Annotated in this window: 18 protein-coding genes and 1 pseudogene; 7 read left to right on the forward strand and 12 right to left on the reverse strand. The window is 70.6% G+C overall.

Features of this window, described 5'->3' with window-relative positions:
* The first annotated feature begins 7 nt into the window (after positions 1–7).
* Together OHA64_RS07415 and OHA64_RS07420 are read left to right on the forward strand one after the other, a co-directional pair.
* Positions 8–1,306: an SLC13 family permease gene (locus tag OHA64_RS07415; protein ID WP_405609726.1), complete on the forward strand. Its 1,299-nt coding sequence runs from the start codon at positions 8–10 to the stop codon at positions 1,304–1,306.
* 433 nt (positions 1,307–1,739) lie between these two features.
* Complete coding sequence (locus tag OHA64_RS07420; protein WP_405609729.1) at positions 1,740–2,240, forward strand: CBS domain-containing protein; 501 nt, start codon at positions 1,740–1,742, stop codon at positions 2,238–2,240.
* A 256-nt stretch (positions 2,241–2,496) separates the two neighbouring features.
* On the opposite strand, the gene OHA64_RS07425 is transcribed toward OHA64_RS07420, so the two are convergent.
* From OHA64_RS07425 to OHA64_RS07440, 4 genes are all read right to left on the reverse strand, one after another.
* The gene (locus tag OHA64_RS07425) at positions 2,497–2,952 is read right to left on the reverse strand and encodes a hypothetical protein (protein WP_405609732.1); all 456 of its coding nucleotides are present in this window, start codon (positions 2,950–2,952) and stop codon (positions 2,497–2,499) included.
* A 1-nt stretch (position 2,953) separates the two neighbouring features.
* On the reverse strand, positions 2,954–7,855 hold the full coding sequence (locus OHA64_RS07430) for a DNA repair ATPase (RefSeq protein ID WP_405609735.1): 4,902 nt from the start codon (positions 7,853–7,855) through the stop codon (positions 2,954–2,956).
* Positions 7,856–8,001: 146 nt separating this feature from the next.
* Positions 8,002–10,035, reverse strand: coding sequence for a flotillin family protein (locus OHA64_RS07435; protein WP_405609738.1), 2,034 nt, complete (start codon positions 10,033–10,035; stop codon positions 8,002–8,004).
* A 75-nt stretch (positions 10,036–10,110) separates the two neighbouring features.
* Positions 10,111–10,602 carry a hypothetical protein gene (locus OHA64_RS07440; protein WP_405609741.1) on the reverse strand — a complete coding sequence of 164 codons (492 nt, stop codon included), beginning with the start codon at positions 10,600–10,602 and terminating at the stop codon, positions 10,111–10,113.
* A gap of 247 nt (positions 10,603–10,849) precedes the next feature.
* Between OHA64_RS07440 and OHA64_RS07445 the strand changes: the two genes are divergently transcribed.
* Complete coding sequence (locus OHA64_RS07445; RefSeq protein WP_405609744.1) at positions 10,850–11,908, forward strand: PucR family transcriptional regulator; 1,059 nt, start codon at positions 10,850–10,852, stop codon at positions 11,906–11,908.
* A 129-nt stretch (positions 11,909–12,037) separates the two neighbouring features.
* On the opposite strand, the gene OHA64_RS07450 is transcribed toward OHA64_RS07445, so the two are convergent.
* Entirely contained in the window at positions 12,038–12,628 is a 591-nt protein-coding gene (locus OHA64_RS07450) for a TetR/AcrR family transcriptional regulator (RefSeq protein ID WP_405609746.1), read from the reverse strand.
* A 120-nt stretch (positions 12,629–12,748) separates the two neighbouring features.
* Here OHA64_RS07450 and OHA64_RS07455 point away from each other — a divergent pair, with 120 nt between their 5' ends.
* Positions 12,749–13,396 (forward strand): peroxiredoxin-like family protein, encoded by a 648-nt coding sequence (locus OHA64_RS07455; protein WP_405609749.1) that lies wholly within the window; start codon positions 12,749–12,751, stop codon positions 13,394–13,396.
* A gap of 33 nt (positions 13,397–13,429) precedes the next feature.
* Here OHA64_RS07455 and OHA64_RS07460 read toward each other — a convergent pair whose 3' ends face one another.
* Positions 13,430–13,999 (reverse strand): DM13 domain-containing protein, encoded by a 570-nt coding sequence (locus OHA64_RS07460; protein ID WP_405609752.1) that lies wholly within the window; start codon positions 13,997–13,999, stop codon positions 13,430–13,432.
* A 218-nt stretch (positions 14,000–14,217) separates the two neighbouring features.
* Between OHA64_RS07460 and OHA64_RS07465 the strand changes: the two genes are divergently transcribed.
* Both OHA64_RS07465 and OHA64_RS07470 read left to right on the forward strand, forming a co-directional pair.
* Positions 14,218–14,751 (forward strand): TerD family protein, encoded by a 534-nt coding sequence (locus OHA64_RS07465; RefSeq protein WP_405609755.1) that lies wholly within the window; start codon positions 14,218–14,220, stop codon positions 14,749–14,751.
* Positions 14,752–14,924: 173 nt separating this feature from the next.
* Positions 14,925–15,068, forward strand: a pseudogene (locus OHA64_RS07470) (IS5/IS1182 family transposase); the annotation flags it as partial.
* Positions 15,069–15,100: 32 nt separating this feature from the next.
* On the opposite strand, the gene OHA64_RS07475 reads toward OHA64_RS07470, so the two are convergent.
* The 3 genes from OHA64_RS07475 to OHA64_RS07485 all read right to left on the reverse strand — a co-directional run bounded on the left by OHA64_RS07475 (position 15,101) and on the right by OHA64_RS07485 (position 18,452).
* Positions 15,101–16,213 carry a sensor histidine kinase gene (locus OHA64_RS07475; RefSeq protein ID WP_405609758.1) on the reverse strand — a complete coding sequence of 371 codons (1,113 nt, stop codon included), beginning with the start codon at positions 16,211–16,213 and terminating at the stop codon, positions 15,101–15,103.
* The gene (locus OHA64_RS07480) at positions 16,210–16,965 is read right to left on the reverse strand and encodes a response regulator transcription factor (protein ID WP_405609761.1); all 756 of its coding nucleotides are present in this window, start codon (positions 16,963–16,965) and stop codon (positions 16,210–16,212) included. The genes OHA64_RS07475 and OHA64_RS07480 overlap by 4 nt, the downstream gene beginning before the upstream one ends.
* A gap of 140 nt (positions 16,966–17,105) precedes the next feature.
* Complete coding sequence (locus OHA64_RS07485) at positions 17,106–18,452, reverse strand: hypothetical protein (RefSeq protein ID WP_405609764.1); 1,347 nt, start codon at positions 18,450–18,452, stop codon at positions 17,106–17,108.
* Positions 18,453–18,566: 114 nt separating this feature from the next.
* Here OHA64_RS07485 and OHA64_RS07490 point away from each other — a divergent pair, with 114 nt between their 5' ends.
* The gene (locus OHA64_RS07490; RefSeq protein ID WP_405609767.1) at positions 18,567–19,799 is read left to right on the forward strand and encodes a molybdopterin-dependent oxidoreductase; all 1,233 of its coding nucleotides are present in this window, start codon (positions 18,567–18,569) and stop codon (positions 19,797–19,799) included.
* A gap of 337 nt (positions 19,800–20,136) precedes the next feature.
* Here OHA64_RS07490 and OHA64_RS07495 read toward each other — a convergent pair whose 3' ends face one another.
* The 3 genes from OHA64_RS07495 to OHA64_RS07505 are packed head-to-tail and all read right to left on the reverse strand — an operon-like array spanning position 20,137 to position 22,351.
* Positions 20,137–20,970, reverse strand: coding sequence for a class I SAM-dependent methyltransferase (locus OHA64_RS07495; RefSeq protein WP_405609770.1), 834 nt, complete (start codon positions 20,968–20,970; stop codon positions 20,137–20,139).
* Positions 20,967–21,584 (reverse strand): DUF2064 domain-containing protein, encoded by a 618-nt coding sequence (locus tag OHA64_RS07500; protein WP_405609773.1) that lies wholly within the window; start codon positions 21,582–21,584, stop codon positions 20,967–20,969. The genes OHA64_RS07495 and OHA64_RS07500 overlap by 4 nt, the downstream gene beginning before the upstream one ends.
* Positions 21,581–22,351, reverse strand: a complete 771-nt coding sequence (locus OHA64_RS07505) for a glycosyltransferase family 2 protein (protein ID WP_405609776.1) — start codon at positions 22,349–22,351, stop codon at positions 21,581–21,583. Before OHA64_RS07505 ends, OHA64_RS07500 begins: the two co-directional genes overlap by 4 nt.
* Between the last annotated feature and the right edge of the window lie 15 nt (positions 22,352–22,366).

Here is a 22,366-nt window from a genome sequence, read left to right on the forward strand (position 1 = left end):
GAGGATCGTGAACGGCTGGCAGAGCTGGGCGGCGATCGTTGTCTTCGTCGCAACCTACGGCCTGATCATCAGCGAGAAGATCCACCGCGTGGGGGCAGCCCTCGGCGGTGCCGCGCTGATGCTGGCAATCGGCGCGACCGACGACAAGTCGGCCTTCTTCTCCGAGCACAGCGGCGTCGACTGGAACGTCATCTTCCTGCTCATGGGCATGATGATGATCGTCGGCGTGCTCAAGAAGACCGGCATGTTCGAGTACCTGGCCATCTGGTCGGTGAAAAGGGCACGGGCCAGACCCTTCCGCGTGATGGTCATGCTCATCGTGATCACAGCCATGGCCTCGGCCCTGCTCGACAACGTCACCACGGTCCTGCTCATCGCCCCGGTCACCCTGCTGGTCTGCGAGCGCCTCGGGCTGCCCGCCGCCCCCTTCCTGATCGCCGAGGTGTTCGCATCCAACATCGGCGGCATCGCGACCCTGGTCGGCGACCCACCCAACATCATCATCGCCAGCCGGGCCGGCCTGACCTTCAACGACTTCCTGGTCCACCTCGCCCCGCTGGCCGCGATCCTGGTCGTCGTGCTCGTCGCTCTGTGCCGCTTCCTGTTCCGCAAGTCCTTCGTCTACGACGAGGCACGCGCCGAGGAGGTCATGGCGCTGGAGGAGCGCGAGGCCATCAAAGACCCCCGGATGCTCGTCCAGGGGCTCGTGGTGCTCGCCCTGGTCGTCGTCGGCTTCGTGCTCCATCCGGTGCTGCACTACGAGCCCAGTGTCGTCGCACTGCTGGGCGCCGGCCTGCTGATCGCGGTGTCCGCCGTGGAGACCGGCGAGGTCCTCGGCGAGGTCGAGTGGCCCACCCTCGCGTTCTTCGCCGGGCTGTTCATCATGATCGGCGGTCTGATCGAGACCGGCGTCGTCGGCGAGGTCTCCAAGTCCCTCGCCGACGCCATCGGCGACAACGAACTCGGCGGCTCCATGCTGCTGCTGAGCGCGTCGGCCGTGCTGTCCGGCATCGTGGACAACATCCCCTACGTCGCGACGATGGCACCGATCACCAGCGACCTCGTGCAGTCGATGGGCGATTCGGGCGACCACGTCATGTGGTGGGCCCTGGCCATCGGCGCGGACCTCGGCGGCAACGCCACCGCGATCGGCGCGAGTGCCAACGTGGTCGTCCTGGGCATCGCCGAACGCAACCGGCAGCCCATCTCTTTCTGGCAGTTCACCAAGTACGGCCTGGTCGTCACCGTCGTCACCGTAGCGCTGTCGGCCGGGTACGTGTGGCTGCGCTACTTCGCACTGGCATGATCCGGAGGTGACGGACTGCATGGTCCAATTTCCCCAGCCGAGGCGGGCGCCCCACGTCAGCAAGGGCACGTGACCGTGTGCGGTGATGACACACTCGCCAAGTCTTTCCGAGCCCCCATGACCGTGTGGTGCTCGCCACGACCCACCAGGGCCCGGCCGACTCCTCAGCCGTCGGCCGGGCTCTGCGGTCTCAGGCAGCCGAGGAGGCACCCGGCAGCGGCGGGCCACCATGGTGAGCTCGGGTGCAGCCCGGCGAAATGGATGCCAGGACCTCCGCCTCCCGGAACCGGTTGGACCACGGTGGGTGACCGGAGCGGAGTGATGCGTGTTCGAACAGGGCCGCTGCGTATGTTCCGCGTCAATGACCTGGCCCGCACCCCGAAACCGTACGACGCTGAGCACAGGACCATTTCCAGAGGAAGAGGAGCCCGCCGTGCGCGCTCGTGACCTGGCGGTCGCATACGAAACGGTGAGCGTCGACAGCGACGCCATGGACGCGGCCCGGCTGATGGCCGAGCACAGACTGCCTGCCCTGCTCGTGGTGGACGAACGGGGCGAGCCGAAGGCGATCCTTCCCGCCTCACAGATGATCAAAATGCTGGTGCCCGCCTACGTCATCGAGGACCCGACCCTCGCAGCCGTCGTCGACGAGAAGCACGCCGACCGGCTTTGCCAGGCGCTGGCCGGCCGCCGCGTCGGGGACTGCCTGCCCAACAAAGCAGCCCCGCTGCCGATCGCCGACCCGGACGACACCGCGCTGGAGGTGGCCGCGCTGATGGCACAGGTGCGCAGCCCGCTCGTGGCGGTCGCCGAGAAGGTCAAAGCCCGACCGGGCGCCCGGGAGTCAGGCAGTACCCGCTTGCTGGGCGTGATCACGGCCTCGCACCTCCTGCACGAACTGCTGGGCGCGGCAGGAGCATTGAGCAGCACGTGACCGCGCTGTGACACTCGCGCGTGTGCCGACCGCTCGAGGCCGAGCGCGCAGGATCTCCCGGCACACCTCGGCGTCGATCCTTCTGCCCGAACGCTCCAGCGCCGGCATGCCGCACCGCGGCGTGCCCTGCTCCAGGGCACGGCGGGCACCGCGTTCGAGGTGATGCCACAGCAGGGGTTGAGTCCCACGAGCTCCCGGTCGAGCAGTATCAGCTCCCCGAAGAACACAGCAGATCACCAGGCACGCGCTGCCCGGTTCACTCTGGGGCCGGGTCCCATGACGCCCCCGGCTGCCGTTCGAGCGCCCGCCGCAGCACGCGCCGCCGGGCTGTGGAGGTAACGCCGAGCCGCACCCTGTGTGCGTCGCGGACAAGGAGAGCCCGGTGGACGGTGCCGTACGAGAACGTCGTCTGCAGTCGGACACGCGCGATGCGGCTCAGGTCGACGGAGCGTATGCCTGTCAGGGTCCGCGCGGTCATTCTGGCCGACGAGCGGCGCGTCGGCGCGCGTTCCGCCCACAGCTCGACGATCAGCAGGAAGGCGAGGGGATCAGTCACGAGCCCCACTGCCGCACCCGACCGGACCATGCCACCGACGGCGAAGGGCAGCACGAGCAGCGCCACGACCAGGCCCGTGCCCATGCGTGCCCGACGGCGGACCGTGCCGACGTCGGGCAGCTCCCGGGGCAGCGGTGCCGGACGGGTGCGCGGCACCTCAGTGCTCCCCACGGCCCGGGTCGGGGCGGGCCGCGTGTCGGGCGGTGGGGTTGGCGATCGGGTGGCGTGGGTCGGCGGCGCGGTTGATCGCCGACTCGACGGCCGCGATCCGGTCGGCGAGCAGGCCGAGGGTGGCCACCGCGCGGGTGAGGGGGTCGTCGTCCGGTCCGCCCAGGGTCTGGGTGCGGACGTACGATGCTTTCAACTCGGCCCAGCGCAACGCCTGTTCGCCGGTGAGCGTGTCGCGCAGCTCCGCCAGTTTCAGGAGGTTGGCCTCGGCGCCCGTGGTGAGGGTCTGGGCCTCGGCCCGGTAGTGGTCGTCGATCAACGCTGACAGCTCGGTGTCGTTCATGACCGGCTGGATGCGCTGGGCGATCTTGTTCATGTTGCGGTAGGAGCCCTGGAGTTGGAAGGGCGGCTCGGTGCGGGTCCCGTCGGCCTGGGCCGCCGAGGCGATGTACGCGGCGTTCACCGCCAGGACCGTCTCGCGAGCCGTCAGCAGGTGCCGCAGCACGGCCAGGATCCGCTCCAGCTCGGCCGGGGCGTACGGGTGGGTCAGCCGGTCGGCGCGGGCTGTCGTGTCGCCCTCGGCCAAGCGGATCAGCAGATCGAAATCCATGCGCTCTCGGCCGGCGAGCGGAGCTAGGACCGGGTTCGACGTCAGCGCGTTCTCCATGAAGCTGAGCGCGAACGCGTCCTCCTTGCCGGTCAGGACGTCGCCGAGGTTCCAGACGTCGGCGCGGTTGGCGAGCATGTCGGGGACGCGGAAGCGGCTGCCGGACTCGGTGTAGGGGTTGCCGGCCATGCAGACGGCGAAGCGTTTGCCGCGCAGGTCGTAGGTGCGCGGCTCGCCGTCCTGGACGCCCTCGATGCGGCGGGTTGCGTCGCACAGCGGGATGAACTTCTGCAGCAGCTCGGGCGAGGTGTGCTGGATGTCGTCCAGGTAGAGCAGCGTGTTGTTGCCGGTCTCCAGTGCGAGGTTGATCTTCTCGACCTCCTGGCGGGCGGTCGCGTTCGGAGCCTCGGCCGGATCGAGGGAGGTCACCGCATGGCCGAGCGCGGGTCCGTTGACCTTGACCAGGATCAGGCCGAGGCGGTCGGCGACGTACTCCATGAGGGTCGTCTTGCCGTAGCCGGGCGGGGAGATGAGCAGGAGGAGGCCGCCGGTGTCGGTGCGCTTGGACTCGCCCGTGGTGCCCAGCTGCTTGGCGAGGCTGTCGCCGACCAGTGGCAGGTACACCTCGTCGATCAGCTTGCTGCGCACGAACGCGGACATCACCGTCGGCCGGTACTCGTCCATGCGGAGGCGGGTGCGCTCGGCGGCCATCAACGCCGCACGGCGCCGCTGGAAGTCGCGGTGGGCAGGAAGTTCTTGGGCGCGGAACTCCCTTGTGCGGGCCAGGAATTCGTCCACGCGGATCGTGAGCCTACGGCCGCTGATGCGCGGGTGGGCGCCCAGCAGCCCCTCAACGCTCTGGGTCAGTGTCGCGTCGGACTCGTAGCGGGGCAGGTCCGTGCAGAGCTCGGCGGCAACCGCCTCGGCCAGGTCGCCGGGGGTGGTCTCCGTGCCGGTCGCGGTGGTGTACGACGTCAGCCACGCCTCCACCAGCTGCCTGCGTGCGGCCGGGTCGGTGAGGACGGCGAGGTCGTCGTCGTAGGCCGACGTGCCCATCGTACGGCGGAACTTGTCGAGCAGCGTGCGAGTGCCGGCGCTGATGACGAAGCCGTCGGGCCCGCTCGTCAGCTCCTCGAAGAGATAGGCGGACGCCGCTCGTGTGCCGATCGCCTCAGCCAGTTCGGCCCGCAGGCCGTCGATGGCGGGCGTGAGCCCGAACGTGTCCCGGGCGCGTGCCAGCGATACCGCCCGCCGGGTCCAGCTCTCGCGCTCCTCGGCCGTCGTGCCGTGCGCCCAGAAGAGCTGGGCGGTGGCGCGTGCGGCGGGCTCGTGGCGGAGCAGACCGGCGCCCTCGTGCAGGCTCAGAAGTGCGGCGAGGATCGCGGCCGCGTCGTGGTCGTGGACGCCGCGCTGGTATCCCTCGTCGTACGCCGCCTCCGCCGCCTGCCGGACGACGGCGGGCAGGTCTGTCTCCGCGAGCGCGGCCGGGCCGTGGTCGTCCAGCAGCCGGGCGGCGAGGTGCTCGGCGCGGTAGACCTCTGGCGACTCGGACGGCAGCGGGCGGTCCCAGTACGGCCGGGTGGCGGCGAAGTCGGGATCCGTGACCGGCGAGCGGTAGTCGGTGCCGGTGAGCGCGAAGGCGAGGGTGTCACCGTGCGGGACGAGGGTGAGGTCGAGTGGCTGGGTGTTGACGGCGAAGTGATGGCTGCCCAGTCGGAGGGTGCGGCCGTCGTCGGTGTACAGGTCGGTGCGGTCGCGCAGGGCGCGCAACGCGTCCTGGCGGGCGGACTTCAGGCGGCCGTCCAGTTCCTCCGCCCTGACCTGGTCGCCGAGTTCGCGTAGCTCGTCGGCGAGGCGGCGGACCTTGCCAGCCATCGGGTCGGAGGTGAAGTACGTGGCGATCGCGTCCGCGTCGGCGAGCGTGCCGGCGCGGCGGGCGACCGTCTGCAGGACGCGCCTCGCCGAGTCGGCCAGGCGCTCGGCGCGGCGGGCGCGGGCATCGGCGAGGGTCTGCTTACGGGAGGAGAACGCCTCGTGGACCTCGTCGCGCTTGTCCGCCAGCTCGCCGAGGAAGTCGTCGAACTCGGCAAACTCCGTGAACCGCGCCTCCAGGTTCTCCACCCGCACCAGCACGCGGGCGAGTTGCTCGTCACACCCCTCGGGACTGTCGGCGGCCGCGAGCGCGCCGATGACGGCCTGGCCGAGCAGCGCGAACTCGGCCGCGAACTCCGCGCGCCCCTCACGGTCGAGAAGCGCGCGGCGGCAGCCGTCGAGGGTGGCGCGGGCGCGGTTGATGCCGCCGAGGACCTCGGCGATCCGCTCCAGGACGGCCGTACGGACGGTGGCGTCGCCGATGTCGAGGCCGACGACGACCTCGGTCACCGTGCCCAGTCCGTCGGCGAGGTCGTCGAGGCGGGCGGCGACGGGCGCTGCCTCGGCGACGGTGGCGATCGCCTCCGCGTCGGCAGCGAGCTGCTGGACTTCGGCCTGATGGCAAGCGAAGGCGTTCTCGCGCGCGAGGTGGGCGACGGCCCGCTGCCCGAAGGAGGCGAGGTCGGCCTCGGCATCGGCGGCGAGTTCGTCGATGCGGGCGGTGTCCGCGTACCGCATGTCCTTGAGGGTGAGCAGGTGGCCCTGGGCGTGGCGCAGTTCGGTCAGGCCGGTCACCCAGGCTGCGGCGCTGCGCGGGGCCTCGCCGCGCAGGCGTCGAACGACCGCTGCTACCTGTGCGGCGGCTTCGGCCAGCGCGTCGGCGGCCTGGCGGGTGAGGGCCTGGACGGTTTCGAACTCGGCCAGCACCTGCTCGGCGGTGGTCCGCACCTGGGCGAGCGGCTCGTGCAGATTGCCGAGTTCGGGCTCGCCCAGCCAGTGATGGGAGTCGGTGGTTCGGACGCAGGCGGCGGCCAGTGCCTCGTACACCTCGCTCGTCGGGGTGGTCTCGGTGACGGCGCGCGTGATGGAGAGGCAGTCGGAGATGCCGCGCACGAGGTCGGCGTTGCCGACACGGGCGAGCGAGCCGGCGCCTACCGGCTGGGCGGCGGCATGGGTGTCGGAGACGAACGGGGAGTTCCAGAGCTGGACGGGGTGGACACGCTGCGGTTCGTCGCTGTCGGCTCGCAGGACCACCAGCGTGCCGTCGTCGAAGAGGGCCCAGCCGTGGCAGGACAGCGGGCTGGCGACCTCCTTGCGGATCATGTTGTACGGCAACAGCAGACTGCGGCCTGCCACGCGCGCGTGGAAGGCGAAGAGAACGTCCTCGCCGTTGGGCGAGCGGACCATCCGCTCGAACTCCAGTCCCTCGGTGTCGAGCCCGTCGAACATCTTGTACCTGCCTGTGGCCAGGCAGTATCCGCCGGGGAAGACGATGCCCTGGTCCTCGGGCAGCCGACGGCACGCCCGGCCGATGCCATCGAGGCGGACGACGCTCATCGTGAGCGTGTTGAAGACCAGGTAGCGGTGGACGTCCTCCTTGTACGGGAGGACGTCCACCAGGGTGAGAGCGCCCACGCGGGCGTACGCGATGTCGGCGTCGGCAAGGGACTGCAGCGGCTCGTCGACCGGCTCGGCGTAAATCCCCTCTCCTGTCTCGGTGTTGTCCTCGACCTTGACGGTCAAGGTGCCGCCGACGGTCTCGACGAAGACCTCGCCGTCGATGGAGACGTGTGGGTGGCGTCCGAGGACGTGGTCCTCACGGGTCGTCTGCGTCCATGCGAAGTCGTGGGAAGGCGGGAAGACGTGGTCGCGCTCGCCGCGCGCGTCCAGGAAGGACGCAGAGCCGTCGTCGGAGAGGGCCCAGCGCAGCACGCGGATGTCGCCGGCCTTCTCGCCGGTCTGGAAGACCGCCAGCAACTTGCCTTCCATACGGCGTAGTTGCAGGAGGTGGGCCTGGCGGTAGTAGCGGTAGAGGGCGGCGAACTCCCGGACGAAGGCGGGGTCGTCGAGCAGGCCCGGAACGGCGTCCTCGGGAAGGCGGTTCAGGTCGCGGTCGTACAGCGCGAAGACGTCGCCCACCGTCGTCTCCGGCTCGGTCCCGAGGAACCCGAGGAGAACGTTGTGGCCGAAGAGCAGCGTGTCGCCGACGGAGACGATGTCGCGGGGCACGCAGTTGTGCTCGGTGCGCAGCCGCTCGGTGCTCGTCAGCTCCAGCCGGGTGGAGCCGAACTCCTCGGTCCGGCGGACGTTGAGCGTCTCGGCGCGACGGGCGAGCTCGGCGGCCTGCGCGGTGAGCCGGTCGCGCAGCACCTCGTACGTGCCGGCTTCCAGACCGGTGGTCCCGGTGGTCATGGGGTCCCTCTCGGGTGTCGGAGAAACGTGGTCCGGAGCTGCCGTCCCCTGTGCGGCAGCTCCGGACCACGGGCCGGGGGTCGGGCCGGGGGTCGGGCCGTGGCGGCAGCTCGGGTCCTGGCATGCCGGTCGGGCCCCGGCGAGGGTCAGGCCCTTACGCTGCCGTTGAGAGCGGTCAGCGAGGTGTCGGCGAGGCCCAGCTCGCCGGCCTTGTCCAGGAGCTGCCGGAACTGTCCGGCGTTCGCGCCGCCGTTGTTCATGAGCTTCATGAGCAGGGCGGAGACGGTCAGGTTCTGCATGTCGGCCGTGGAGACCGAGCCGAGGATGCGGCTGAGGTCGTCGGTGAAGCTGGAGGTGCCGTCCAGCCAGGGCTTGGCGAGTGCCTGGACCGTTTCGGAGTGCTGGACGAAGCCGTCGACGCCCTTGCCGAGCGCGATCGAGGACACCAGCCGGTCGAAGAAGACCGAGTCCCCGCCGACGATGCTGATGTCGGCGTTCTCCAGCCCGGTGGCGAGCACCGTGGCCTGTGCCTCGGCGACCTGACGCTGCACGTCCAGCCCTGCGAGGCGGATGTCTTTCTCGGCCTCCAGGCGCAGCCGGTACTCCTCGTGGCCGCGGGAGGCGTCGTCCAGGGCGGCCATCGCGGCCGCCTTCTCGGTGAGACCGGCGGCCTCGGCCTTCAGCTTCCCGCTGATGCCCTCTGCCTCGGCCAGCGCCTTGGCCCGCGCGCCGTCGGCTTCGGCACGCAGCCTGGCCTGGGTCGCTTCCGCCTCCGCGCGGCCGGCCTTCTCGATGACCTCGGCCTCCTTGTCGCGGACCTGGACGGCCGCGAGGCCCTCGGCGGCGGTCTCGGCCTGGATGCCCTCGGCGAGGCGCAGCTTGGCCTGTGCGTCGAGGTCGGCGCTCTTCAACCGGGCCTCGGCGAGGGTGAGTTCCTCGGCGGCGCGGTGGACGGCGGCCTGCTCGGCGGCCTCGGCGGCCTTGATGTCCTTGACCAGGTTCTCCTGTGCCTCGGCCTCGGCGGCGATGATCACGGTCTGCCGACCGCGCTCGGCCTCCTCCACGGCCCGCAGCTTCTTGATGGCCTCCTCCTGCTCGGCGACCGTACGGTCCACGGCGACCCGCTCGCGGATGACCTCGGCGATCTCCCGCTTCTCCGCCTCGACCTCCTTGGAGGCGGCGATCTGCGTCAGCTGCGTCTCCCGCTCCCGCGCGATGACCTCGAGCTGCCGGTCCTTCTCGATGCGCTCGTTCTCGACGGCGATGACCCGCTCGCGGTTCTTCGCCGCGACGGCGACCTCACGGGCCTGGTTCTCCCGCTGTATTCCGAGCTGCTCCTCGGTCTTGAGGAACGCGCCCTGGGCACGCAGCCGCTCCTCCTCCATGACCCGCGCCGTCTCGGCCTCTTCGCGGGCCCGTACGGTGTCGATCTCCCGCTTCTGCTTGATCTCGGCGTCGGCCTGCCGGCGCTCCAGCTCCAGGATCGCTTCACGCGCGTCGACGTTCTGCCGGGTGATCTCCTTCTCCTCGGTGCGCTGGGCCTCGTTGGTGCGCACGTGCTCCACGGCCGTCAGCTCGGTGATCTTCCGGATGCCCTGGGCGTCGAGGACGTTGGCCGGGTCGAGCTGCGTCAGCGGCGTCTGCTCCAGGTAGTCGATCGCCGCGTCCTCCAGGTGGTAGCCGTTGAGGTCGACGCCGATGACCTCGATGATCCGGTACCGCAGCTCCTCGCGCTTGGTGTACAGGTCGGTGAAGTCCAGCTGCTTGCCGACGGTCTTCAGCGCCTCGGAGAACTTCGCGTGGAACAGCTCCTGCAGCGTCTTCTGGTCGCTCGCCCGCGCGGTGCCGACCGCCTGGGCGACCTTGACGACGTCCTCGACGGTCTTGTTGACCTTCACGAAGAACGAGATCCGGATGTCGGCACGGATGTTGTCCTGGCAGATCAGCCCGTCCTTGCCGGCCCGGGTGATCTCGATGGCCTTCACCGAGATGTCCATCACCTCGGCCTTGTGCAGCACCGGCAGAACGACCTGCCCGGTGAAGGTCACATCGACCTTCCGCAGCTTGGAGACGATCAGCGCCTTACCCTGCTCCACCTTGCGGAACAACTGGGAGACGACAAGTACGACAACGAGGCAGACGGCGACGAGCACGCCTATGCCCACGAGCATGGCAACCATGGCATACGTCCTTCAGGCGTAAGGGAGTTGAGCGTGAAGAAGAAGGCCGGAGATGAGATCCGGCGACGTCGGGGCTCAGGCGGCGCGGTCCCGCGGCTGGTGCACGGCGACACGGGACGCGCCCCCATGGGGATCGCGGCTCCCGGCACCTCGTAGCCCGGTGCCGCCGCCCGTGCGAGCCTCGCTCAGCACGGACGGCGCGGGTTCATCCGGGAATAGTCGGTGCAACGACCGCACGATCAGGCAGGTCGTGGCCCAAGCGACCAGCAGAGCTCCCACGGGCACCACCATGCGCAGCAGCCCGGTGACAGGCCCGGGGGGCCCCAACACGGCAACCACAACCGTCGCGCCGACACTCAAGGACCAGGCGAGCACCGTCAGCACGGAGAAGGCGACCGCCACGGGCACCCCGCCCATACGCCGCGCCCGAAGGTCCACGTCCGTGTCGAAACTGCCGGCGCCGGCGACGCCCACGGCGGCCAGGAGCCAGAAGCAGACGACCACGACGAGCGCAGCGGTCAGCAGGATGGTGGGCAGGCCCGTGGCCGCTGCGAGAAATGTCTGCATCTCCTGATCCCCCTCTCCGCCCGCGGTGTGCACCAGTCGTCTCCGACGGCGCACGGATGTTCCGAGCCTCGGTGCCGAGTACCTGCCGGTGTCCGGCACCGAAACCATCCGCCGTGCTCCCCGTGAGCCATGCTGCATGATCCGATCCCGACCGCGCATTGCCGGTAACCGGCAGTGTTCATTAGGGTCTGCATGCCGGTGGCCGCTAAGAAACCGTCACCAGCGCGTCAAGAATCAGGGGGACGACGTGACCGAGCGGGAACTTCCCGAGCAGTTTCTGGACGGTTACGCCGAGATCCTGACCGAGGTGTCGGCCACCGGGCGACGCCTCACCCGGGACGAGATCGCCTCCCGCCGCGTCCTGGGCGAGCAGGCCGCCGAGGCCGGCCACGGGCTGCGCGCCCTCGTCAGCGCGCATCTGACCCGCGCCCGCACGGCCTGGCCAGGTTCACCCGGCTCCGCCGACGACGCGCTTGCCGCCGTGCAGCAGGTCATCGACGCCTTCGCCGAAGGCTACGAACGCGCCCAGCTCCTGGCCGTACGCCAAGAAGAGGCCGCCCGCCGCGAGTTCATCGACGACCTCCTCTACGGCCGCAGCGACCTCGGCCGCCTCGCCGAGCGCGCCGAACGCTTCGGCCTTCGCCTGTCCCACGCGCACGCCGTCGCCGTCGCGCAGGGCCCCGCCACCTACGACGAGGGCGACCCGGTGCCCCAGCAGGTGGAACGGGCGCTCATCTCCCGCTTCGGCGACCGCAGCATCCTGCTCACCACCAAGGACGGCCGCCTGCTGTGCGTCGCCCCCGGCCACCAGGACGAGGTACTCGCCTACTTCGCCAAGCAGGCGCACGCCGCCACCGACGGCGGCCGGGTCGCCATCGGCCGACCCCAACCCGGCCCCGGAGGCGTCGTCCAGTCCTACGAGGAAGCTCTGGGCGTCCTGGAACTCGCCGAGCGCCTCGACCTCGACGACCCCGTCCTGCGCGCCGCCGACCTGCTGGTCTACCCCGTCCTCACCCGCGACCGCCAAGCCATGGCCGACCTCGTCGCCGACACTCTGGGACCGCTCACCACCTCCCGCGGCGGCGCCCAGCCCTTATTGGACACCCTCACCGCGTATTTCGACTCCGGCTGCGTGGCCGCCGAGGCCGCCCGCCGCCTCACCCTCAGCGTGCGCGCCCTGACCTACCGCCTGGAACGCATCCACAAACTCACCGGCGCCAACCCCGCCGACCCGACCCACCGCTACATGCTCCAGACGGCCGTGATCGGCGCCCGGCTTCTGGACTGGCCGGCCAAAGACGTCTGACACCGCCCGCCGCCACGGCCGGCCGCCGACAGCGCCTACGACGTCCACAGCCGTCCCCCCGCCCTCGATGGCCCGCGTCCACTCACCTCGAGCTCCAACCCCGCTGACACGGCATGCCGCACGGCCCGGCTACGCGGCCCCCAGCGTGTCGAGGGCCCCGGTCACCGTCCTCGTCAGCTCCCCGGCATCGGCGCCTGCACGGGAACGTAGATTGACTCCGTAGGCGAGCAAGGCCAGCAGGTCGGCCACGGCCCCGGGGTCGGTGCCGGGTTTGAGCTGAGCCTTGGCCTCGGCGGCGACGAGTGCCGTGCGCAGCGCCTCCCGCAGCTCCCCGTGGTGCCGGTCGAGGACGGCCCGGATGTCGGGGTCACTGTTCTCGCCGCCGGCATGGGCGTTGGAGACCATGCAGCCCCATTGGGCGTACGCGCCTGAGCAGCGGGCCTCGATCAGTTCGGCGAAGAAGTCGTGAACGGCGGGCAGGCCGCGGTCGTCTCCGGCCAGGCGGCTGAACGCGGGACGGGAGCGTTGCTCGATGTACCAGCGCAGTGCGGCACGGTACAGCTCCTGCTTGCCGCCGAAGGTGGCGTAGAGGCTGGAGCGGTTCAGGCCGGTGGCCGTCACGACGTCCTGGATCCCGGTCGCTTCCACGCCCTGGCGCCAGAACAGCCGCATCACGGCGTCCAGGGCCGTGTCGGGATCGAAGTGTTTGACGTCCGGCATGTCTCAGTCCTCGGCATCTTGAAATGAGGGTTCCAAGATACCGCCCCGCCCGCTATCTTGAAACGGTCGTTCCGAGATAGCGGAAGACGACATGACCGGCGCCCCAGGAGGAACCTTCCGATGACCCTCAACGCCGAGCTGCACGCCTTCTACACAGCCCGCCAGCAGCAGATCCCCGCCGACATCCGGCAGATCATGCAGCGCGCCGGCCAGGAACTCGCCGACTCCGGTCAGGCCGACCGCGCACTGGCCGTCGGTGCACAGGCCCCTCTCTTCCACTTGCCGTCCGCGGCCGGCAACCCCGTGAGCCTGGCCGACCTGGTCAAGACCGGCCCCGTCGTCCTGTCCTTCTACCGGGGCGCCTGGTGCCCCTACTGCAACATCGCCCTGCGCGCCCTCCAGCAGCACCACGAAGAGATCACCGCACGCGGCGCACACCTCGTCGCGGTCTCTCCGCAAGTCCCCGACGAGTCCCTCTCCCTGGCCGAGAAGCACCAGCTCGCCTTCAGCGTCCTCAGCGACGTCGGCTCCGACACCGCCAAGCGGTACGGCCTCGCCTTCGACCTCCCCGACGACCTCGCAACCGTCTACGACAAGCTCGGCTTCGACCTCCAGCGCGTCAACGGAGGACACCCGCGCACCCTCCCGCTGCCCGCCACCTACGTCATCGACCGCGACGGCGTGATCCGCTGGGCCTTCGTCGACGCCGACTACACCAAGCGCGCCGAACCCGCCGCCGTCCTGGCCGCCCTCGATGCCCTGAGCTGAGTGCCGACGTGGTGCGACATGGCCGCACCGCCGTCAGACACGGGCGAGTTCGGCGGCGCCGAACGACACGTCGAAACGGTCGCACCAGATGCTCACGCTGCGGTAGTTCGACGGATCCACGTCACGGGGCAGGGCGTAGTTCTGACTTCCCTTGTTGCCCTTCAGCTTGCCGAGGCTGACGTACTTCCCGTCGTCGAAAACATGCCATCCAGCCTTCCCCTGCTTCACCTGCGCGTCGGTCAGCCAGACACGCAAGTCCGGACCGTTGCTGGTGTCGAGGTTCTCCAGCCGGACGACATGGGAGCCGTCAGCCAGCCGTACGAGCTTCACCGCGCCCGAGGTCGCATGCTCGTGGCTGATCAGCTCACCACTGGCCAGCACCTGCGGGCCGGTGGCCGGGGAGGGCGGCGCGAGGGTCTCTTCCGAGGGCGCCGCAGCAGGAGCGGACATGTCCGCGACCCCGGGCAGGGCCTCTTGGACGGTCTCGTCCTGCCACAGCTTCCAGGGCTGAAACCAGTACAGCCCGAAGCCGACTGCGCCGACCGCCACCACCACAACCGCGATGCCCCACGGCCCCGTCAATACCTTCCGCACGCGCCCCATCCCCGCTCGCCTCCTGAGATTTTCCTGTTGCGCTCCCATTCAACGGGCACGGGCGGCCGTCCTCCACCCCGCAGCTGATGACGAAATACTTACGTCGCGCCGTCGCGCCGTCGGCCATGGGGGCGGGAGCGCGAGGCTTCAACAGGATGGCCGAGAGCCATACTTGCCCATGTAGGTGCCATCGCGTGGTGGCTTGAAATGAGAGAGGCAGCAATTCGGTGAGCAGCGACAGCCATGGAGTCGGGAAGGCCGAGGTACGGCTCAAATGGGACCCGAGTCCCTGGGATCAGCCACCCCATCATCTCGACATCATCGCTGCCACCTACTCGGCGGACGCCCCCTTCGGGCGGCCGGTGTACGTCGTCCACTTCGACAGCCGCTCACCGGACGGCACCATCAACATGAGCCGGGACAGCCAGACCGGCCAGGGCCTCGGCTACGTCGAGGCGATGACCCTGGAGCTCGATCGCCTCGCTTCCTCCTTCGCTCGGGTGGTGGTGGGTGTGGCGATCCACCAGAACAGCGGCCCCAAAACCTTCGGCGACCTGTCGAACGCCGGAGTTCTGGTCGTCGAGGGGTACAGGGAGCTACTGAAGGACGACTTCGCACAGCTCTCCGAATTCACCGCCGCGACGGTCGCGGAGTTCACCAGGGACGCCTCCGGAACGTGGGAGTACCGCGAGATGGTCCGAGGATTCGACAGCAACCCCGTGATCTTCACCGCCGAGATGGGCAGCACCCCACAGCCCTGACCAAGCAGCGGCGCAGGAAGCGTACGACCGTCATGGTGGTGCCCTCGTGAACCCCTGGAACCGAGGCGCCAAGCACCCGGAAACGGCTGAAGCAACTGATGCGCGGTATCCCCCGCAGATCCGCTCCCGGCGCGGCTCACGTCGCCTGCGGCCGGCCGGACTCCGGGCCGACAGGGACGCTCGCGGAGTGCGACCGCCTGGGCGACGGCCGGGCCGACTGCTCCGCCACGCACCGCCTGAATGGCGGGCACGTGCAGTTGCTGACCGATCCGGATGGCCGACCGCCGTGGATCTCAGCCCGGATGCCCTTCCGTTCGTCGGCGGATTCGCTTGGCTCAGGAGCCCCCGATCACGCCTCGGCCAGGGGAAGCGTCACTTCGAAGCGGCAGCCGCCGGGGACGTTGCGCACGGCGGCCTGGCCCCGGTGCGCTTCCACGATGCCCCGGACGATGGCCAGGCCGAGGCCCGCACCGGCGGGAGGAGTACGGGCATGGGTACCGCGCCAGCCGGTGTCGAAGACCCGCGGCAGGTCCTCCTCGGGGATGCCGCCGCAGCCGTCGGTGACGGACAGGACGACTCCGTCGGAGAAGCGCTCGGCGGTGACCGCGACGGTACCGTCGGAGGGTGTCCGGCGGATCGCGTTGACCAGCAGATTGCCCAGCACTCGGCTCATCTCCTTGCCGTCCACCTCGACCGGCAGCGGCTCGACGCGGTCGCCGACCAGCCACACTCCGTACTCGCGGGCGAGGGCGTCCGCTCCCGCGAGGGCGTCGCCCACCAGGTCGTACACCGACATGCGGGAGGGGGAGAGGGCGAGCGCACCGGCGTGGATGCGGGAGAGCTCGAAGAGGTCCCCGACCATGCCGTTGAGGCGTTCGACCTCGGTGCGCATCTGGCGAAGGTAGCGGTGGGGGTCGGCGGCGACGCCGTCCTCCAGGGCCTCGGACATGGCGCGCAGCCCGGCAAGGGGAGTGCGCAAGTCGTGCGAGATCCAGGCGACGAGTTCGCGTCTCGATGTCTCCAGGGCGCGCTCGCGGTCGCGGGACTCGGCCAGCTTCGCACTGGTGGTGGCCAACTCGCGGCCGAGTGCGGCCAGTTCCGCGGTCACCGGGCCGTCGGGAGCCGCGAAATGACCACCGTCGCCGAAGGAACGGGCGGCGGCGGTGAGCGCCCGGCTGCGGGCGACGACCCACCGGCCGAGCAGCAGCGCGGTGACCAGGGAGACCACGGCCGCCATCGCCACGACCGTGGTGACGACGCTCAGGTCGTGCGAGGACAGGAACATCGCCTGCGCCACGGCCAGCGTTCCCGCGAGCATGGCGGTCACGGCCACGGCGGCGACCACGGCGAGGGACGCGGTCAGCGAGCGTCGCCGGATCAGCCACAGCACACCCGCCCCGAGCAGTCCGGCCGCGAGAGCGCCGAGGAAGGCGAAGAGGGCGATGAGGAGGGTGTCGCTCACGGTCGGACCGCCTCCTCGCAGGGCGTGGCGTCGAAGCGGTAGCCCACTCCCCACACCGTCTGGATCAGCCGGGGCCGGGCCGGGTCGTCCTCCACCTTGGCCCGCAGCCGGCGGACGTGGACGGTGACGGTGGACAGGTCGCCGAAGTCCCAGCCCCACACCTCGCGCATCAGCTCTTCACGGCTGTAGGCCCGGCCGTGGTTGCGCAGGAGGAAGGCGAGGAGGTCGAACTCGCGGAGTGTGAGGCTGAGCTCGGCGCCGTTCTTGGTGGCGCGGCGGGCTGCCGGGTCGACGGTGACACCTGCCGCGTGCACGGGGCGAGCCCCGACGGCGGGCCGGGACCGGCGCAGTACCGACTCAACCCGCAGGACCAGCTCACGAGGGCTGAAGGGCTTCGTGACGTAGTCGTCGGCGCCCACTTCCAGGCCCAGGATCCGGTCGCCCTCGTCGCCGCGGGCGGTGAGCATGATGACCGGCACGGGCCCCCGGGCACGTATCCGGCGGCACACCTCCAGGCCGTCCATGCCGGGCAGCATGAGGTCGAGCACCACCAGGTCCGGCCAGTGCGCCGCGGCCCGCACGAGCGCGGAGTGACCGTCCCCGGCCACGTCCACCTGGTACCCGGCGCGGTCGAGATAGCCGGAGACGACCTCGGCGACAGTGGGGTCGTCGTCCACGACGAGGACGCGGGTCGTACCTCCCTGCCCACGTGGAGCATGTCCGGCGTCTGGGGATTCGTGCGGCTGCTGCATGTCCCCAGTTTCCCACCGGCCACAATGCCGTGCGGCGGGGCCGCCCCGCCGTCCGCGTTTCGTAAGACCTTCACGCCCGTTTCGCCAGGCCCTTGTGACCGGTGACGCTCCTCCGCCGAGGCTTGATCCGGGTCTCATGGTCACCACCCCGTCAGCACCAGGTGGTTGAGGAGCAGGGCGAGGGTGGCCTGTGCGGTGAGCCAGGCGCGGGGTCGGTTCAGGAACGCGCAGGCCGGGAGCAGCCACATCGCGAACGGCAGCCAGATGCGCTCTGTTTCCGCTTTGCTCATGCCGGAGAGGTCGGCGGCGAGGAGCGCGAGCAGGGCGGCGAGGACGAGCAGGGCGAGGCGGGGTTCGGCGGCGGAGCGGCGCAGGCACGTGCGAACACCCTGGCGGATGGGAGCCGCACCGACTCGTCGCAGCCCGGCCACCGTCGCCGGACCCACGAGGAGTGCCGTGCACGCGAGGTTCGCCCACACCCAGTAGCCGTAAGGGCGGATACCGCCGGCCCCTTGGTAGTAGCGGGTGACCAGCAGGTGGTACGCCTCCCACCAGTTGAAGCCCGCGAACGTGAACACGGCCGGGACGACGACGAATCCGGCGAGGACGTAGGGCAGGGGGCGCAGCCGTCGGGAGCCGAGCAGCAGGACGCCGCCGGCGATCACTGCGAACAGTGTCAGCCCGTACGAGAGATACGCGGTGAGGCCGAAGAGGAGCCCGGAGGCGAGACCTGCCGACCGGGGCCGGTGTCCCGTGACCGCGAGGGCGAGGAACGCGATCGCCCAGGCGGCGACCGCAGCGAAGTACCCGTCCGCGGAGGTGCCCATCCACACGGCGGCCGGGGCCAGGACCAGGAAGGGCGCGGCACGGCGGGCGAGCGCCTCCCCGGACAGCGCTCGTACGGTGACGAGGACCGCCACCGCCGCTGTCGCCCCGACGGTGATGCACCAGACGCCCGCCCAGGCGCCGCCGCCCAGCCCGGTCCGGTCGAGGAGGACGAAGGTGAGGGTGGCCGCGGGGGGATGTCCGGCGACGTGCGCGGGCCAGGCGTCGGGTGAGTGGATCAGGATGTGGTGGGTGAAGTCCCGCAGGGCGGCGGGGATGTCGTGGAAGCGGTTGACGGGGTCGATGACCTGGAGGTACTCGTACTTGGTCGTGAGCCGACGGGCGATTCCGCGCTGCCATCCGTCGACCAGGGCGAGCGAGAACGTCCACGCCATGGCGGTGCCCCAGGCCGTGCACAGCAGCGCGCGCCACGGCAGCCGGGCGGCGAGGAGCGGCCCGTACGCGACGACTGCGAGGGCCACCATGATCGCGGCGGGGGTGCCGGGGCCGACGTGCGGCTCCCAATGACCGTACAGCGGCGGCCAGCTGACATGAAGGTTTCCGTAACGGTGTTCCAGGACAGTGCCGATCACAGCCGCCGTCGTGACGAGCAGCGCTGCGGCCAGGGCCGCGGACAGGTCGCGGAGAAGATCGCGGTTCACACCGGCACGCTAGGACGGGGAAGGCCGGACGAGGATCCGGCGAAGCCCGGACGTCAGCATTTCGTCATGAGTTGCGGGCCCCGTCCTCGGCCCGTACCGGCCTACGGTCGGGACATGCGCGACCATCAACTCCCCACCTCCCCCGGTTTCTGGCGCAGCCCGCTGCGCAGCCCCTGGTTCACCTCCGTGCTCGGTATCGTGCTGCTCGGCGGGATCACGGTGCTCTTCGCGACGGGCCTTGTGTCGTACGCCGCCTACAACCCGGACCTGTCGCCGGTGAATGACAAGACCCCGGACAAGGGCCTGCTCGGCTTCTACCTCTTCGCGTGGCCGACCGACCCGCCCTGGCTCTACCGGCTCACCCAGGGCGTCCACGTCACCCTGGGCATCGCGCTGATCCCCGTACTGCTAGCGAAGCTGTGGTCGGTCCTGCCGAGGCTGTTCACCCTGCCGCCCGTGCGATCCCTCGCGCATGCGCTGGAGCGGATCTCGCTACTTCTGCTGGTCGGGGGCGCACTGTTCGAGTTCATCACGGGCGTGCTGAACGTCCAGCTCGACTACCTCTTCCCCGGCTCGTTCTATCCGCTGCACTTCTACGGCGCCTGGGTGTTCTTCGCGGCGTTCGTGACCCACGCGGTGCTGCGGGTGCCGGCCGCGATACGCAATCTGCGTCACCTGCGCGACGAGGAGAGTGAGCTCGTCTCACCGAACCCCGCACCGTCCACCGTCTCGCGCCGCGGCGCCCTCGCCTTCGTCGGCGGCGGCTCCCTGCTCCTGCTGGCCACGACGGCGGGCCGGAGCTTCGACGGACCGCTGCGGGCAACGGCTCTGCTCGCACCGCACGGCGGCCCCGAACCGGGTTCGGGGCCCGGCGGCTTCCAGATCAACAAGACGGCCGCGTCGCGCGGGATCAGCATGACGGAGACGAGTGACGAGGCGTGGCGGCTGGTCATCAAGGGGCAGGGGCGGACGGTCCGGCTGAGCCGGGCAGAGCTGCTGCAACTCCCCCTGCACAGCGCGGCGTTGCCCATCGCGTGCGTGGAGGGCTGGTCGACGTCCGACCAGTGGTGGCGGGGCGTACGCCTGAGGGATCTGGCGACGCTCGTCGGGTACGACACCGGCGCGGCGCCCGACGTACTGGTGGAGTCGCTCCAGCGGCACGGGTCGTTCCGCCAAGCCGCCCTGCGCGACAACCAGGTGCGCGACCCGCGTTCCCTGCTCGCCCTGTTCGTCAACGGCGAGCCCCTCACCCCGGACCACGGCTACCCGGCGCGGATCATCGTCCCCGCGGCGCCCGGCGTGCTCAACACCAAGTGGGTGGCACGGATGACGTTCGGAGAACTGTGATGCGACGACATGTGATACGACGGCTTGTGGTGCGCCCGCGTGTGGGCAGCCCGCTGCAACTCCTGCTTCTCGCCTGTTCGTTCGCGCTGGCAGAGTATGCGGGCGTGCGACTGCTCGCGGACGACTGGCTCTCTGTTGTGCTGTGGCTCGTGGGCGCGGCACTGGTGCACGACCTGGTGCTGCTGCCCCTGTACGCGGGCGCGGACCGGGTCGTCGCACGGGGGCTGGGCGTGGTCGGCCGCCGGGAGTGGATGGTCTACGTGCGCGTCCCGGCGGCGTTCTCCGGCCTGCTACTGCTGATCTGGTTTCCGCTGATCAGCGGGCAGGTGGCCGACCACTACAGCTCCGCCACCACCCTGTCCGGCGACGCATTCCTGTCCCGCTGGCTTTTGATCACCGCGGTGCTGTTCGGCGGCTCGGCGGTGATGCTCCTGCTGCGGTCACTGCGGTTGCGCAGGGCCACGAAGGAGCGGCCGCCGCTCGTCCACTGACGCTCCGGGCGCCAGCCGGCGCGTGTCGCGAGCCGGAGCAGGGCCGATGTGCCGAGACGGGCCCAGGGGAAGGGCGGACCGGCCGTGCCATGCGCGCCGGCGGTGAAGCTCACGACGTGGACGGTGACGCGTTCGTCGACCTCAGTGTCCGGGACCGTCTCGGCGATCAACAGGCCCTTCTGGCTGAGGAGTTGGGACATCCTCCGGAGGAGGGCGGTCGGGTCGCCGCCGATGCCGATGTTGCCGTCGATGAGGAGGATCGTGTCCCAGCGCCCTTCGGCCGGGAGCGGCTCGAAGACGGAGCGTTGCAGAGCCTGACCGCCGAGCCGCACGGTCCGGGCGACGGCGGCTTCGCTCACGTCGACGCCGAGCGCCCGCCGGCCCCGGGCCGCGAGTTCGGCGACGAGCCGCCCCGGACCGCACCCCACATCGAGTACCGCGCCTTCGCAGTGCTCCAGAACACTCAGGTCCACCGCGTCGGCCCTGGCACACCAGCGTTCCACCTCCAGCGGCAGCAGCCAGCCGTCGGCGCGACGAAGGAAGAGCGGGCCCCGGCCGGTGACCAGGGCCTCGGAGTAGGGGTCGGCAGCCCAAGGGCGCAGGGCGCCCATCGACGCGACAGGCGCGAGGCGATCCTCGGCGATCTCCCTCGGCGACGTGATCTCATGTGCGGTGCTCATCGGCCGACAGCCGCCCCGAGACGCCCCAGTTCGGCGGCGAAGCGGCTTTCCGGCGCGGCCGCGGCGACCGCCTCCGCGTCGTCGGCGGTGTCCACGTCTCGCAGGCGGGGCAGCTCGCGTACGCGTAGGCCCGCGGCTGCGAGCCGTTCACGCTGCATGGCACCCGTCGTGGGCGTGGACATCGGCACACCTCGCAGCAGCTCGGGGTCCGGGTGGGCGAGGCCCAGCGCCCAGAAGCCGCCGTCCTCGGCCGGCCCGAAGTACGCGTCGCAGCCGGCGAAGTCGACGGTGAGCAGTGCGGGCGTCACCTGGGGGGTGTCCATGCCGATGAGCAGCGCGGGTCCGTCGCAGCCGGCGAAGGCGGCGGCCAGCCGCTCGTCCAGACCTCCCGCGCACTGCGGGACGACGTCGAAGCCGGGAGGCAGCCAGGGGCCGGGAGCACCGTCGAGTACCAGGACGCGGCGGCGGGCGGGTGTGGCCGCCACCGTGCGCAGGGTGTCCACGAGCGCCGCCTCGGCGAGCGTCGCCGCTTCTCGAGGCGTGAACGGCGGAGTGAGGCGGGTCTTGACCCGTCCTGGCCGCGGTTCCTTGGCGATGACGAGGAGAGTGGTCACTGAGCGGTTCCTCCTGGGAGTACGGCGATTGAGTCGGCACCTGCCCCGTCCGGGGGCACCGGTGGTTCGGCCAGGACGCGACCCATGTCCCGTACCGCCTGCCAGGTTCCGCGCCAGGTACCGGTGACCTTGGAGGCACCGGTGCGCGGCAGGTAGGGCACGTCGTGCTCGACGACACGCCAGCCGGCGTCGGCCGCGTGCACGACCATCTGCAGTGGGTAGCCGCTGCGGCGGTCCGTGAGTTCCAGGGCGAGCAACTGTTCACGACGGCCGGCACGGAGTGGACCGAGATCGTGCAGGCGCAGCCCCGTGCGGCGACGCAGCATCCGTGCCAGCGCCACGTTGCCCAACCGGGCGTGCGCGGGCCAGGCGCCCCGGCCCTGGGGACGGCGCCGCCCGAGCACCAGGTCGGCCTCACCGTCGCACACCTCGCGGACGAAGGGCACGAGCAGGGACGGGTCGAGGGAGGCGTCGCAGTCGCAGAAGCACACGATGTCCGCGGTGGCCGCGGTCAGCCCGGCGTGACAGGCGGCGCCGAAGCCGCGGCGCGTCTCACGCACGACGGTCGCGCCGAGGTCGCGGGCCAGTTCCGGCGAGCCGTCCGTGGATCCGTTGTCCACCACGATCGCGCGCCAGGTGGGCGGGATACGGGCGAGGACCCAGGGCAGGGCCTCGGCCTCGTTCAGACAAGGGAGCACCACGTCGACGGTCGCCGCGGTCGTCTCCGCTTCCGATTGCGTTGCAGAAGAAGTCGTCACGGCTTTCACCCTACGAAGACAAAA

The sequence above is a fragment of the Streptomyces sp. NBC_00076 genome, assembly GCF_045041235.1.
Taxonomy (GTDB): domain Bacteria; phylum Actinomycetota; class Actinomycetes; order Streptomycetales; family Streptomycetaceae; genus Streptomyces.

Bases quoted from the DNA above. Each gene is read 5' to 3' on its own strand.
- OHA64_RS07435 (WP_405609738.1), bottom strand. From the start codon at position 10,035: ATGGTTGCCATGCTCGTGGGCATAGGCGTGCTCGTCGCCGTCTGCCTC.
- OHA64_RS07430 (WP_405609735.1), bottom strand. From the start codon at position 7,855: ATGACCACCGGGACCACCGGTCTGGAAGCCGGCACGTACGAGGTGCTG.
- OHA64_RS07495 (WP_405609770.1), bottom strand. From the start codon at position 20,970: ATGAGCACCGCACATGAGATCACGTCGCCGAGGGAGATCGCCGAGGAT.
- OHA64_RS07450 (WP_405609746.1), bottom strand. From the start codon at position 12,628: ATGCCGGACGTCAAACACTTCGATCCCGACACGGCCCTGGACGCCGTG.
- OHA64_RS07440 (WP_405609741.1), bottom strand. From the start codon at position 10,602: ATGCAGACATTTCTCGCAGCGGCCACGGGCCTGCCCACCATCCTGCTG.
- OHA64_RS07460 (WP_405609752.1), bottom strand. From the start codon at position 13,999: ATGGGGCGCGTGCGGAAGGTATTGACGGGGCCGTGGGGCATCGCGGTT.
- OHA64_RS07480 (WP_405609761.1), bottom strand. From the start codon at position 16,965: ATGCAGCAGCCGCACGAATCCCCAGACGCCGGACATGCTCCACGTGGG.
- OHA64_RS07490 (WP_405609767.1), top strand. From the start codon at position 18,567: ATGCGCGACCATCAACTCCCCACCTCCCCCGGTTTCTGGCGCAGCCCG.
- OHA64_RS07455 (WP_405609749.1), top strand. From the start codon at position 12,749: ATGACCCTCAACGCCGAGCTGCACGCCTTCTACACAGCCCGCCAGCAG.